At 37.9% G+C, this 12749-nt stretch carries 13 protein-coding genes; 8 read left to right on the forward strand and 5 right to left on the reverse strand.

The features are described from left to right. The first annotated feature begins 131 nt into the window (after positions 1 to 131). From zwf to AC27H3_RS04665, 5 genes are read left to right on the forward strand one after another with little or no spacing between them, the layout of a single operon-like run. Complete coding sequence (zwf, locus tag AC27H3_RS04645; RefSeq protein ID WP_487104119.1) at positions 132 to 1601, forward strand: glucose-6-phosphate dehydrogenase; 1470 nt, start codon at positions 132 to 134, stop codon at positions 1599 to 1601. Next, a complete protein-coding gene (pgl, locus tag AC27H3_RS04650) occupies positions 1601 to 2293 on the forward strand; it encodes a 6-phosphogluconolactonase (RefSeq protein ID WP_487104121.1) in 693 nt (230 codons plus the stop codon). The genes zwf and pgl overlap by 1 nt, the downstream gene beginning before the upstream one ends. Positions 2294 to 2310: 17 nt before the next feature. After that, positions 2311 to 4143, forward strand: coding sequence for a phosphogluconate dehydratase (gene edd, locus AC27H3_RS04655; RefSeq protein ID WP_487104421.1), 1833 nt, complete (start codon positions 2311 to 2313; stop codon positions 4141 to 4143). A gap of 2 nt (positions 4144 to 4145) precedes the next feature. Continuing rightward, complete coding sequence (locus AC27H3_RS04660) at positions 4146 to 5162, forward strand: glucokinase (protein WP_487104122.1); 1017 nt, start codon at positions 4146 to 4148, stop codon at positions 5160 to 5162. A gap of 8 nt (positions 5163 to 5170) precedes the next feature. Then, a complete protein-coding gene (locus AC27H3_RS04665) occupies positions 5171 to 5818 on the forward strand; it encodes a bifunctional 4-hydroxy-2-oxoglutarate aldolase/2-dehydro-3-deoxy-phosphogluconate aldolase (RefSeq protein ID WP_487104124.1) in 648 nt (215 codons plus the stop codon). 245 nt (positions 5819 to 6063) lie between these two features. Here the strand turns inward: AC27H3_RS04665 and AC27H3_RS04670 are convergent, their stop codons facing one another. The 3 genes from AC27H3_RS04670 to gap all read right to left on the reverse strand — a co-directional run bounded on the left by AC27H3_RS04670 (position 6064) and on the right by gap (position 7730). Further along, entirely contained in the window at positions 6064 to 6210 is a 147-nt protein-coding gene (locus tag AC27H3_RS04670; protein ID WP_487104126.1) for a hypothetical protein, read from the reverse strand. After that, positions 6204 to 6587 (reverse strand): hypothetical protein, encoded by a 384-nt coding sequence (locus AC27H3_RS04675; RefSeq protein WP_487104128.1) that lies wholly within the window; start codon positions 6585 to 6587, stop codon positions 6204 to 6206. Before AC27H3_RS04675 ends, AC27H3_RS04670 begins: the two co-directional genes overlap by 7 nt. Before the next feature lie 147 nt (positions 6588 to 6734). Beyond that, a complete protein-coding gene (gene gap, locus AC27H3_RS04680) occupies positions 6735 to 7730 on the reverse strand; it encodes a type I glyceraldehyde-3-phosphate dehydrogenase (protein ID WP_487104130.1) in 996 nt (331 codons plus the stop codon). A gap of 256 nt (positions 7731 to 7986) precedes the next feature. Between gap and gndA the strand changes: the two genes are divergently transcribed. The 3 genes from gndA to AC27H3_RS04695 all read left to right on the forward strand — a co-directional run bounded on the left by gndA (position 7987) and on the right by AC27H3_RS04695 (position 12037). Next, positions 7987 to 9513: an NADP-dependent phosphogluconate dehydrogenase gene (gene gndA, locus AC27H3_RS04685; RefSeq protein ID WP_487104132.1), complete on the forward strand. Its 1527-nt coding sequence runs from the start codon at positions 7987 to 7989 to the stop codon at positions 9511 to 9513. A 643-nt stretch (positions 9514 to 10156) separates the two neighbouring features. After that, complete coding sequence (locus tag AC27H3_RS04690; protein ID WP_487104134.1) at positions 10157 to 11608, forward strand: glyceraldehyde-3-phosphate dehydrogenase; 1452 nt, start codon at positions 10157 to 10159, stop codon at positions 11606 to 11608. A gap of 216 nt (positions 11609 to 11824) precedes the next feature. Next, positions 11825 to 12037: a hypothetical protein gene (locus tag AC27H3_RS04695; RefSeq protein ID WP_487104136.1), complete on the forward strand. Its 213-nt coding sequence runs from the start codon at positions 11825 to 11827 to the stop codon at positions 12035 to 12037. A gap of 85 nt (positions 12038 to 12122) precedes the next feature. On the opposite strand, the gene AC27H3_RS04700 is transcribed toward AC27H3_RS04695, so the two are convergent. Next, a complete protein-coding gene (locus tag AC27H3_RS04700) occupies positions 12123 to 12455 on the reverse strand; it encodes a TusE/DsrC/DsvC family sulfur relay protein (protein WP_487104138.1) in 333 nt (110 codons plus the stop codon). Next, positions 12452 to 12748: a sulfurtransferase complex subunit TusB gene (tusB, locus tag AC27H3_RS04705; RefSeq protein WP_487104140.1), complete on the reverse strand. Its 297-nt coding sequence runs from the start codon at positions 12746 to 12748 to the stop codon at positions 12452 to 12454. Before tusB ends, AC27H3_RS04700 begins: the two co-directional genes overlap by 4 nt. Position 12749: the final 1 nt, after the last annotated feature.

Raw genomic sequence — 12749 nt, forward strand, 5'->3', positions numbered from 1 at the left:
GACTGTTTTTAAATGAAAAATCACCAATGTAATAAACTTACAAAAAGTCCTTTACTGTCGAAGCCATAGCAGATAAATTAGCTATATATGTAGTTTAGTTACAGTAAAATAAAAAATTGAGAATACATGCTATGAAAAATTTAGATAAACCTTTAGCAAGTGAAATTGTTATTTTTGGGGCACTTGGAGACTTATCTCGTCGCAAACTTTTACCGTCTCTATATCAGTTAGAACTCGTAGGGTTATTAAGTGATGACACCCGCATTATAGCCGTTGCTCGGAATGAGCTTGCGCTGGAAGATTTTACAAAGCAAATAAATGACAGCTTGAATGAGTTTATTCCTGAAGCGTTAGATGAAGATACCGTAAACAAGTTTCTTTCTCGCCTGGTCTACCAACAACTCGACTTTAAAGATATTACTGCCTATAAGAACCTTGCCGAAACCTTAGCTACATTTGAGGGCGCTCGTGTTTATTATTATTCAACACCTCCTGCTATCTTTGGTGATATTAGCGAAGGCTTAAAGTCAGCTGATCTCATCGCTGATACTGATAGAGTCGTAATGGAAAAGCCTATCGGTCATTGCTTAGAGTCATCTAAGGTCATTAACGATCAAGTTTCACGTTACTTTAAAGAAAATCAAATTTATCGAATTGATCATTATCTTGGTAAAGAAACTGTTTTAAACCTGTTAGTTTTACGATTTGCTAATAGTTTATTTACCAATAACTGGGATCGTAACTGTATCGACCATGTGCAAATTACTGTAGCCGAAAGTGTTGGTATTGAAGGGCGTTGGGGTTTTTATGACGAAGCGGGTCAAATGCGTGACATGGTGCAAAACCATTTATTACAAGTGTTGTCGCTACTCGCAATGGAACCACCGGCAGATTTAGGTGCTGATAGTATTCGAGATGAAAAGTTAAAAGTAATAAAAGCGCTTAAGCCTATTACCTTACAGAATGTTAAAGAAAAAACCGTTCGTGGCCAATATGCAGATGGTTACTTAAACGGTGTTGCTGTACCAGGGTATTTAAATGAAGAAGGTGCAAAAGCAAATAGTACGACGGAAACGTTTGTGGCTATTAAAGCAGAAATAGACAACTGGCGCTGGGCGGGTGTTCCATTTTACCTGAGAACAGGTAAACGTATGCCACAGAAACACAGCGAGATTGTTGTACACTTTAAACAACAAGCGCATAACATTTTTAACGAGAGCTATGCTGAATTGCCATCAAATAAATTAACGATTCGTTTGCAACCAGACGAAGGCGTTGAGCTTGAAATGATGAATAAAATTCCAGGTATTGCTTCACAAATGCAAATTCATGAAAACAAGCTAGATTTAAGCTTTTCAAAAACATATGACAACCAGCGTGTTGTAGGTGCTTATGAACGGTTGCTCCTTGAAGTGATTAAAGGAGATCAATCACTGTTTGTAAGACGTGATGAAGTTGAAGCAGCTTGGAGCTGGGCTGATAGCATTATTGAAGCATGGCAATCAACAAATAGTGCACCAAAACCATATGCAGCAGGTTCTTGGGGACCTGTTTCATCAATTTCTTTAATAGCGCGTGATGATCGCCATTGGGTAGAATAATGTATCAAATTAACGAGTTCGAACAACGTGAATTATTAGATGAGTCTCTAGCAGATAAAGTTGCAGCGATATTAACCGCTGCAGTTGAATCGAAAGGAAAAGCAAGTATTGCTGTTTCAGGGGGCTCAACCCCTAAAGGTTTTTTTCAAGCTTTATCAAAGAAGAAACTGGCTTGGCGAGCAATTACTATTACCTTAGCAGATGAACGTTGGGTGGATATTACATCGAGCGATAGTAACACCAAGTTAGTACACGAAAATTTATTACAAAATGAAGCAGTAAATGCGAATTTCTTTCATCTGAAACAAGGTGATGAATTAGCTGATGAAACGCTTAATGATTTAAACATAGTGGCGAATCAAGAGTTATTACCCTTAGATGTATTAATTCTAGGCATGGGTGAAGATGGTCATACTGCTTCGTTATTCCCTTGCAGTGACGAAATAACACAGTGTTTAGCCGAAGATAGCGAAACACTGATAAAAGTAACACCAAAATCTGCACCATATCAGCGTATTAGTTTTAGCTTTGCTGCATTGTCGCAAAGTAAAAATACCTTTTTACATATAAGCGGTGCAAGCAAGAAGCAAGTGTTAGCAACTGCTATTGCCGGACAAGAATGCCGTGAAATGCCGATCAGAGCATTTTTACAAGCACCAGACGTAAATACACAAGTTTATTGGGCACTTTAATTATGACTAAAATTTCTATGAATAAAAATATTCTCAGTATCACACAACGCATAATTGATCGCAGTAAAGCGAGTCGCGCTGCATACCTTGAAAAAATTGAAGGTGAAAGATCAACAACAGTACACCGTGCTAATTTATCATGTGGTAATTTAGCACATGGTTTTGCCGCATGTGGTAAAGACGATAAAACAACATTACGCGGTGTTAATCATTCTGATGTTGCTATTGTATCTGCATACAACGATATGCTTTCTGCGCATCAACCTTACCAAACTTACCCTGATATTATTAAAGCTGCGGTTAAAGAAACTGGTGGTGTTGCACAGTTTGCTGGTGGCGTTCCTGCTATGTGTGATGGGGTGACTCAAGGTCAACCAGGCATGGACTTAAGCTTAATGAGCCGCGATGTAATCGCAATGTCTACAGCTGTTGCCTTGTCGCACAATATGTTCGACGGCGCTTTAATGTTAGGTATTTGTGACAAAATTGTACCTGGCTTACTAATCGCAAGTATGACCTTTGGCCATTTACCTACAGTATTTGTACCTGCTGGTCCTATGCCTTCTGGTTTACCTAATAAAGACAAAGCACGCGTTCGTCAACAGTACGCAAAAGGTGAGGTGGGTGAAGAAGAATTATTAGAAGCTGAATCTGCGTCTTATCATAGTGCAGGTACATGTACCTTCTTCGGTACGGCAAATTCAAACCAATTAGTGGTTGAAGTAATGGGCTTACATTTACCTGGTGCTTCTTTTATTGCCCCGAATACACCACTACGTGAAGAATTAACTAAAGCGGCTGCACGCCAAGTAACCCGTTTAACTCAGCAGTCGGGCAACTACATGCCAATAGGTAAAATGGTTGACGAACGTTCAATTGTTAATGCAATTGTTGCTTTGTTAGCTACGGGTGGCTCAACCAATTTAACCATGCACATTATAGCCTTCGCTAAAGCCGCAGGTATTATTATTAACTTCCAAGATTTTAATGATTTATCTGATGCTGTGCCATTACTTACACGTATTTATCCAAATGGTCATGCTGATATTAATCAATTTCAAGAAGCGGGTGGCATGGCATTGCTATTTAAAGAGCTGATTGATGCAGGTTTGGTACATGAAGACGTTGAAACCATTTGTGGACGTGGCTTAACACGTTACACCCAGCGCCCAGTGCTAGAAAATGGCAAACTATTGTGGATTGACGGTGCTACAACTTCAGGCGATGACGAAATCATTGCTAGCGTTGCTAAGCCGTTTAGTAGCCATGGTGGTCTGCAAGTAATGAAAGGTAACTTAGGTGTTTCAGTGTTAAAAACATCTTCACTTCGTGAGGGTAGTTTTGTGATTAAAGCACCAGCGGTTGTATTTGAAGATCAACATGAACTAGACGTTGCTTTTAATGCAGGTGAATTAGAGAAAGACTTTATTGCGGTTGTTCGCTTTCAAGGACCTAAAGCGCGTGGTATGCCTGAATTACATAAGCTAACGCCACCATTAGGTGTGCTACAAGACAAAGGCTACAAAGTTGCGTTAGTAACCGACGGCAGAATGTCGGGTGCGTCAGGTAAAGTTCCTGCAGCCATTCATTTATGCCCAGAAGCGTTAGATGGCGGATTAATTTCTAAAATTAACACCGGTGACATGATTTTACTTGATGGTGAAACAGGCGAGCTAACATTATTAGTTGAAGAAAGTGAATTAGCAAAACGTGAAAACGCCACCTTTAAAGTCAATGGCCATCACCAAGGTATGGGGCGTGAACTTTTTGGTTTTATGCGTCGTAACTTAAGCTCTGCTGAAACAGGTGCCTGTTCACTTTTTGATGAGAACTTTCAAGGCGAATCATAATTATGCCTCAAAACGAAATAAACATTATTGCTGATATTGGTGGAACCAATATGCGTGTCGCTCAAGTCGACGTGCAAGGTAACATTACTAATATTACCATCTACGCATGTGCAGAACATGAAAGCTTGTCAGTTGTATTAACAGATTTTATGACTAAGCATCAGTTAATAGGTAAAAAAGTTAATGCTTGTTTAGCCATTGCTTGCCCAGTTGATAAAGATCTTATTGTGATGACCAACTTGCCTTGGCAGTTTTCACAATCACAATTAAAAGCACAACTTGCGCTGAATGAATTGGTATTAATTAACGACTTTACCGCGATTGCACATTCAATTCCGCACTTAGGTGCTGAGCAAAAAGTTCAAATTGGTGTTGGAGAAGTACTTACCAACAAACCTATTTCAATTTGCGGCGCTGGTACAGGTTTAGGGGTTGCTAATTTAATTCCTGTAGATACAAACTGGCATAGCTTAAGCGGTGAGGGTGGTCATGTAGATTTTGCTCCTGTTGATGAACAGGAAATTGCAATATTACAATTTTTATCGAAAAAATATGCACGAGTTTCTAGCGAGCAGTTATTGTCCGGTCTTGGTATCGAACAAATTTATCAGGCGTTGAGCTTTGTAAAAAATGGCGAAGCAACTGTATTGCCGGCTAAAGCGATCACAGAAAAAGCATTAGCGAACGATTGCAGCTTATGTGTAGAAACCTTAGCGCAGTTTTGTCGAATTCTTGGAAGTTTTGCTGGCAATCTAGCTTTAACGCTTGGAAGCTACGGTGGCGTTTATATTGCCGGCGGTATTGTTCCACGTTTTATTGAGTTTTTTTCAAACAGTGAGTTTAGAAAAAGATTTGAAGCAAAAGGTAGATTATCAAGTTTTAATCAGCCCATTCCAACATTTGTCGTTACAGAGGAACAGCCTGGTTTACTTGGCGCATCAGCGTATCTTAAACAGTTTATCTCACAACAAAGCCAAGCCAATACTATAAACCAAACAACTAACACTACGAATTATTAAGAGGAATTATGACTTTATCAAATAAATGGCAAATTCAGCCGTCAGATCTGTTTGCAATGGGCCCTATAGTTCCCGTTTTAGTGATCAAAGATGTTAAAGATGCACTGCCGATTGCAGAAGCATTATTAGCTGCGGATATAAAAGTTTTAGAAGTTACACTGCGCACTCCAGCGGCTTTAGAAGTGATCAGCACCATAGCTAAACACTTACCTGAAGCAGTAATTGGCGCAGGAACGGTTACTAATCGTGAATTGTTGCAACAGTCTTACGACGCTGGCGCAAAGTTTGCCATTAGCCCTGGCTTAACTAAAGATTTATTACAAGCGGGTAAAGAAGGTAACTTGGCACTAATTCCTGGTATTTCGTCAATATCAGAGTTAATGGACGGTATAGATTCAGGTTACGATCACCTTAAGTTTTTCCCTGCTGAAGCTTCTGGAGGTGTTAAGGCACTTCAATCTATTGGCGGCCCATTCCCAGACATTAAGTTTTGTCCAACGGGTGGTATAAACATCAATAATATTAGAGATTATTTAGCCTTATCTAATGTTGCTTGTTGTGGTGGATCTTGGTTAGTTTCTGACGAAATTATACAACAGGCAAATTGGCAAGAGATTACGCGTTTAGCCAAGCAAGCATTAGCACACGTTAAATAGGAAACTTCTCTTTTTAGCTTGTAAAGCTTGATCGCTTTTTATGAAAAAACCAGGTAATAACCTGGTTTTATTAATGGAATATATTCATTTCTCGATGTGTTCGGGTAAACATTAATACATTGTTGATTTATTAACTGTTCATTTAATGGTTAATATGAATAACTTTGGCGTAATAAAACTTATAAGAAGAACACTCAAATCAACCAGTTGATATTATATTAATCTGAAATTTATTTTGGTTAAGGTTAGATTTTAGTTTCAGTCAATAATGGCAGTTGTAGTCTCATTCGTTGGCTATTACGAATAAAGTTGCTACCGGTCTCAACTAACTCTCTACCTTCTTTGAGCATAGCTTGGGCTTCAGATTGTAATTTAACTGATTTGGTCACCATAGCATTGCCTTTTTTACATCATCAATAGCATCTTCCCATTTATCACCAATGGCGCTTAAACGATCAGCTTCATATTGTATTTCTTTCGGGCTTGTTGATGTACCTATTTTTTGAGATTCTATTTGATAGCTCTGTCTAGAGCGTATAATAGTATCGCTGGCTTCTTGGATTAAGGCTTCACCTTCACGTAGTTCACTTCGTGATTTTTCAAGCGTTTTTTCACCTTTAATGATGAGTTTCTCGCCTTTATCAGAATATTTTTTTCCTTGCTCCCACATACCGTTAGGGTTGTTAGCATAATCGCTAAGCTTTGGTGTAGAAATACAGGCGGTTAAGAGTGACGCGGATATCATCAAGATTAAAAATCTTTTCTTCATACTTCCTTAGCATAAACCTTCAACAAAGATCTATACTTAAAATTGCATTAATTAATTCCAGTATATTATACAGATTTATGAAATTTAGTTACAAAAAAGCCAGATTAAATCTGGCTTTAGTTCATTAATACTCTAACAAGCGATAGTTTATTTAGAAATATAAGTAGCTAAGTCTAAAATTTTATTAGAATAACCAATCTCATTGTCATACCAAGAAACAACTTTTACAAAGGTGTCTGTTAACGCAATACCAGCTTCAGCATCAAAAACTGAAGTACAACGTTCACCAATAAAGTCGTTAGAAACAACAGCATCTTCTGTATAGCCTAAAATACCTTCTAAAGCACCTTGTGAAGCTGCTTTCATTGCTGCACATATTTCTTCATATGTAGCCGGCTTTTCAAGATTCACCGTTAAATCAACAACCGAAACATTTGGAGTAGGTACTCGAAATGCCATACCCGTTAACTTACCGTTTAACTCAGGAATTACTTTACCAACAGCTTTTGCTGCGCCGGTTGATGAAGGAATAATGTTTTGTCCTGCACCACGACCGCCACGCCAATCTTTAGCTGAAGGGCTATCAACAGTTTTTTGCGTTGCTGTAGTGGCGTGAACTGTCGTCATTAAACCATCTTTAATGCCCCAGTTGTCGTTTAATACCTTAGCAATAGGTGCTAAGCAGTTAGTCGTACAAGAAGCATTTGAAACAATGTCCTGTCCTTTATATTCAGTGTGATTAACCCCCATAACAAACATTGGAGTCGCATCTTTAGAAGGAGCAGAAAGCACAACCTTTTTCGCACCAGCTGCTAAATGTTTACGAGCAGATTCGTCAGTTAGAAATAAACCCGTTGACTCTACAACAACGTCAACATCAACCTCATCCCACTTTAAATCTAGCGGATTACGCTCTGCAGTCACTCTAACTTTTTTACCGTTTACAACTAAATGCCCATCAACAATATCAACAGTGCCATTAAAGCGACCGTGAGTAGAGTCATATTTAAGCATATAAGCGATGTAATCAACGTCGATTAAATCGTTAATGGCTACAATTTCAACATCTGTTCGAGCAAATGCTTCTCTAAATACGAATCTACCAATACGACCAAACCCGTTAATGCCTACTTTAATTGTCATAATGAAACCTTTAAAACAAAATTCAAATATATTATGTAGTAAAATTACACCATTTGTCGGGAATTACAAGTTTTAAATCGATTAATCTTTCTAAACATCGATTTAATGCTTGTTTTGTTACGTATTGTTACTAAAATGTCTGCATTTAAGAGTAGAATACAAAAAAATAATTATTTTTCGTTAGTATTTAACGAATTATCTCTATTAATTGATGATGCTATAATGCGTTATTTTTAACTTTACTGGATATTTTATAATGAAAAACAACAGTGTATGCGATATTGGTTTTATAGGCTTAGGCGTTATGGGGAAAAACTTAGTGCTGAACTTAGCTGATAATGGTTACAGTATTGCTGCTTTTGATCTTGATCTTGGTAAAGTTGACGATGTTATAGCGCAAGATAAGGCTGAAAGTGGCTTACCTAGCGCACGTGTTGTTGGATGTACTTCTTATACAGAATTACTGTCACGCTTAAAGCCTCCACACCTTATTGTATTATCTGTGCCGGCTGGTGCGCCTGTCGACCAAGTATGTGAAAACTTAATTGGTGCAGGTGTTCAACCTGACGATATTGTTATTGATACTGGTAATAGCTTATGGGTGGATACCGTTGCGCGTGAAAAGAAATATAAAAGCAATTTTATTTTATTTTCTTCAGCGGTTTCAGGTGGTGAAGTGGGCGCACGTTTTGGTCCGGCGTTAATGCCAAGTGGCTCTCCTTATGCTTGGACTCGAATTAAACCTATTTGGGAAGCAATAGCCGCTAAAGTAGACGCTGAAACTGGTAAGCCAATTGAACGTACAAAACCCGGTGAAATAGTAACAGAAGGCGAACCTTGTGCTGCTTATATAGGACCTGCTGGTGCCGGACATTATGTAAAAATGGTACATAACGGTATTGAATATGCTGATATGCAAATTATCTGTGAAGCTTATCAAATGCTTCGCGATGGCTTAGGGCTGAGTAACGATGAAATAGCCGATATTTTTTCACGTTGGAATAAAGGGCCACTAGAAAGCTATTTAATGGAAATATCTGTTGAAGTTTTACGTCACCGTGTTGGCGAAGAAGAAACACCATTAGTAGATTTAATTTTAGATAAAGCAGGTCAAAAGGGCACAGGATTGTGGACGGCGGTGAGTAGTTTAGAACTTGGTACTCCGGCACCCACTATTGCTCAAGCAGTTTACGCGCGTTCTATTTCATCTTTTAAAGATTTACGTATTAAAGCTTCAGCAATTCTTGCCGGGCCAGAGATTGCTGCAGTTGACGCTTCTGAAAAAGAAGCATTTATTGAGCAGCTTCATGGCGCTATTTACAGTGCTAAAATTTGTGCTTATGCTCAAGGGTTTCAACTAATGAAATTGGCTGAAAAAGAACATAACTGGCAGCTAAACTTTGCCAGTATTGCAAAAATTTGGCGTGCAGGTTGTATTATTAGAGCGGCATTTTTACAGTCAATAACCGAAGCATTTGAACGCGAACCAGATTTAGATAACTTGTTATTAGATACTTTCTTTTCTGAGCAATTAAGTAAGCATCAAATTAACTGGCGTAAGTCGGTTTCAAATTCAGCGCTAATGGGTATTCCAACAGGCGCAATATCTTCAGCACTATCATATTATGACTCTATTCGCTGCGCTGTCCTTCCTGCAAATTTATTACAAGCACAACGTGACTTTTTTGGTGCGCACACCTTTGAACGTATTGATAAAAACACAGGTAAAAAATATCATGTTAATTGGTCAAGCGAAGCGCGTGATATGATAGAAATAACTTAAGCTCAATTAACTTCACTGCAATAGCGAAGTTTTAATTACCACTAGGTTAATTTATATTATATAAACTAGTGGTAATTAATAGCCTAAGTGCTTTAACGGGGTACTGCATTCCAATTCATCAAGCTAAATACACATTTAGCGCTGATACTTAATTACCTGTGCTATCAAGTATTAAAACTTCTTCTTTATTGATATTCTTTGCTCGTTTTACTTGAAATAAAAAATAAACTGCTGGTGTTGCAATAAACTGTATTCAATTAACCTGAGTTCTGCCTAAGCAGCACTTACTCAATGCTCCTTTTAAGCCATTATCTGTGTTAAATGTCGATAAATAGCGCGCTATTCATCAACGCTTTGCCTTGCAAGTGGCTTAAAATGAAGCATTGATGGTATCTATTCGTGATGTATACCTGCTATAGCATTTACTTTACTACCTAAGCTTTTGATTAACTTGTGTATCAAGCACTCATTATCCAGAGTTCAGGTTATTTAATAATTTTATTGGAAAAACCTCTGTAACCAGTAGAGAAATATTTCATGTTCAATTACAATATCCGCCGAAATTAGTAATTAATACTTACGAATTGCAGCTTTACATTTTTAATAACCCATCTTCAATTGACTGAAATAAAAGGTTCACGTAATGACTTCTCATCTTGAGGAACAATATCAAACTAGTTGGCAAGAGCGCCAAACATTCGCTGAAAACATGCAGCCTATCACTGGACAATTATTTAGAAATAAAGGAATTGAAATTTCTATTTATGGTCGCCCGCTAGTTAATGCTTCTGCTATCGACATCATTAAAGCTCATAGATCAGTAGCTTTACACGAAGAAAACAAGTTGCGTTTACGCGAGAGTTTCCCGTTTTTACAAGCGTTAGCCAAAATGGAACTAGCACCTGCACGTATCGATGTAGGTAAATTAGCATACCGTTATTTATTTAAAGGTGAAGCTAATGGCTTGTCAATTGAACAATTTTTAGAAAAAGAATTGTTAAGCATTACAGCTAAAGGCAACGATGTACAAGAGACTAAAGATGTTGTGCTATATGGCTTTGGTCGTATTGGTCGCTTGTTAGCCCGTTTACTTATTGAACGTGCAGGCCCAAATGCTAAATTAAACCTGCGTGCTATTGTTATTCGCCCAGGTAAAGAAGATGATTTAGAAAAACGTGCAAGTTTATTGCGTCGCGACTCTGTTCATGGTGCTTTTAACGGTAGTATTACTATTGATAAAGAAAACAACGTTATTAAAGCAAACGGCGCATTCATAAAAATTATTTATGCTAAATCTCCTGCAGAAATTGATTACACTGCATACGGTATTAAAGATGCACTTGTTGTTGATAATACCGGTATTTGGAGTGATGAAGAAGGTTTAGGTCAGCATTTACAGTCTAAAGGTGTTGCTAAAGTTTTACTTACAGCTCCAGCAAAAGGCGATATTAAAAATATTGTTTTCGGTGTGAACGACGATATGATCTTAGCCGATGACACTATTATTTCAGCGGCAAGTTGTACAACCAACGCTATTACGCCTGTACTTAAAGCATTGAACGATGAGTTTGGTATTCGTAACGGCCATGTTGAAACCGTTCATTCATATACCAATGACCAAAACTTAATTGATAACTACCACCCAGCACCACGTCGTGGACGTAGTGCACCACTTAACATGGTTATCAGTACTACGGGTGCTGCTAAAGCGGTAGCTAAAGCATTACCAGAATTAAAAGGTTTATTAACCGGTAACGCCATTCGTGTTCCTACGCCAAATGTTTCAATGGCTATCATGAACTTGAACTTGAAAAAAGCCACAGACAAAGCGGCGTTGAATGATTACTTACGTAACATTTCATTAAACTCTACATTGCAAAACCAAGTTGACTACACGGCTTCAACAGAAATCGTATCAACAGATTTAGTTGGTTCACGTTACGCAGGTGTTGTTGACTCTCAAGCAACTATTGTTGACGGTGACCGTGCTGTACTTTACGTATGGTATGACAATGAGTTTGGTTATAGCTGTCAGGTTGTTCGCGTGATGTTAGCCATGGCAGACATTAACGTTCCAACATTACCATTAAACTAGACTAAGTTAAGATAAGTTAAACAACGCTATACTTCATTTAGTGTGAATAGTTTATATAAAGCGTTTACCTCATAGGTAAGCGCTTTTTTTTGCAAAAAATTATTAGCTCAAGTAATAAAGCTATATGTCGATATATATTCTATAAAGCCTAGATGTTCTTTATAAGTTAATAAAATAGCCTGTTACAGAAACTAACTGAGCAAAACAGAGGTAAATATGTCTTTAGAATTAAATGCCAACAACCCTGTAGCTATGAACACAGAAACTTTACTTGCTGTACAAAGTGCAAAAATAGCAAAATCACAAACAGAATTAGAAGGGCAAATGGCTTTAGCACTTATTGCATCAGCATCTGTTGGCGATCAAAGCCTGCCTGTATCAAATAATGTTGTTGGAAATATCGGTCAAAATATCAGTCTCAAAATATAAGATACGGCTTCTTTGATACGTTTTAATCATTTCAACGATGTGCTGCTAAAATACAGCACGTTTTTTCTCAGATAATTATTAAAGTTTAAATACAACGAGCAGGTTTAGGCAAACCCGCATACTTTGTTGCTTGTTTTGCAGGACCTTCTTTAAACAAGCGGTATAAATATCGGCTACTTGATTTTTCTTCGCCAAACTCTGCCTTCATGGCTTTGGTTAAAGCGCGTATTGCCGGTGACGTATTGTAAGTTAGGTAAAACTCTCTCACAAAACGAATAACTTCCCAGTGCGGCTCTGAAAGCTCAACGTTATCTCCGTTTGCCAATAAAACAGCTATGTCTTCATTCCACTCAGTAAAATCGAGTAAATAACCTTGTTTATCCGTCGCGATAGATTGATTCTTATAAAGTATTGTCATGACCAAGTAATTGAATTGTCGTGTTGAAAGAGTAGAGTAACGACATCTGTTAACGTCGTCGGTGAAAAAGCTTGTGCGGTATTTTTTTGAGCACGCGCATTAGCATGTTGTTCAATAAAGAAGATTTTTAATTCAGGTGCAGCTAATTGTGCCCTTAGTAATAGTTTATGGTTAACGTTATAACAACCATCATCCATTAATAAAATACTGTCGTTGGGTAATAACATGTTTAGGCATTGCGCTAATGCATTGTTGTTGTAACCTGAACTTCTTATGATATGTAGCATTGCCATG

It is taken from the genome of Colwellia sp. NW0002-52-1, from assembly GCF_057550865.1.

What these genes read in the sequence shown, in the direction of transcription:
- AC27H3_RS04690 (WP_487104134.1), top strand. Translation starts at nt 10,157, where the DNA reads ATGACTTCTCATCTTGAGGAACAATATCAAACTAGTTGGCAAGAGCGC.
- AC27H3_RS04660 (WP_487104122.1), top strand. Translation starts at nt 4,146, where the DNA reads ATGCCTCAAAACGAAATAAACATTATTGCTGATATTGGTGGAACCAAT.
- zwf (WP_487104119.1), top strand. Translation starts at nt 132, where the DNA reads ATGAAAAATTTAGATAAACCTTTAGCAAGTGAAATTGTTATTTTTGGG.
- AC27H3_RS04665 (WP_487104124.1), top strand. Translation starts at nt 5,171, where the DNA reads ATGACTTTATCAAATAAATGGCAAATTCAGCCGTCAGATCTGTTTGCA.
- AC27H3_RS04675 (WP_487104128.1), bottom strand. Translation starts at nt 6,587, where the DNA reads ATGAAGAAAAGATTTTTAATCTTGATGATATCCGCGTCACTCTTAACC.
- AC27H3_RS04700 (WP_487104138.1), bottom strand. Translation starts at nt 12,455, where the DNA reads ATGACAATACTTTATAAGAATCAATCTATCGCGACGGATAAACAAGGT.
- gap (WP_487104130.1), bottom strand. Translation starts at nt 7,730, where the DNA reads ATGACAATTAAAGTAGGCATTAACGGGTTTGGTCGTATTGGTAGATTC.
- edd (WP_487104421.1), top strand. Translation starts at nt 2,311, where the DNA reads ATGAATAAAAATATTCTCAGTATCACACAACGCATAATTGATCGCAGT.
- gndA (WP_487104132.1), top strand. Translation starts at nt 7,987, where the DNA reads ATGAAAAACAACAGTGTATGCGATATTGGTTTTATAGGCTTAGGCGTT.
- tusB (WP_487104140.1), bottom strand. Translation starts at nt 12,748, where the DNA reads ATGGCAATGCTACATATCATAAGAAGTTCAGGTTACAACAACAATGCA.
- AC27H3_RS04695 (WP_487104136.1), top strand. Translation starts at nt 11,825, where the DNA reads ATGTCTTTAGAATTAAATGCCAACAACCCTGTAGCTATGAACACAGAA.
- AC27H3_RS04670 (WP_487104126.1), bottom strand. Translation starts at nt 6,210, where the DNA reads ATGGTGACCAAATCAGTTAAATTACAATCTGAAGCCCAAGCTATGCTC.
- pgl (WP_487104121.1), top strand. Translation starts at nt 1,601, where the DNA reads ATGTATCAAATTAACGAGTTCGAACAACGTGAATTATTAGATGAGTCT.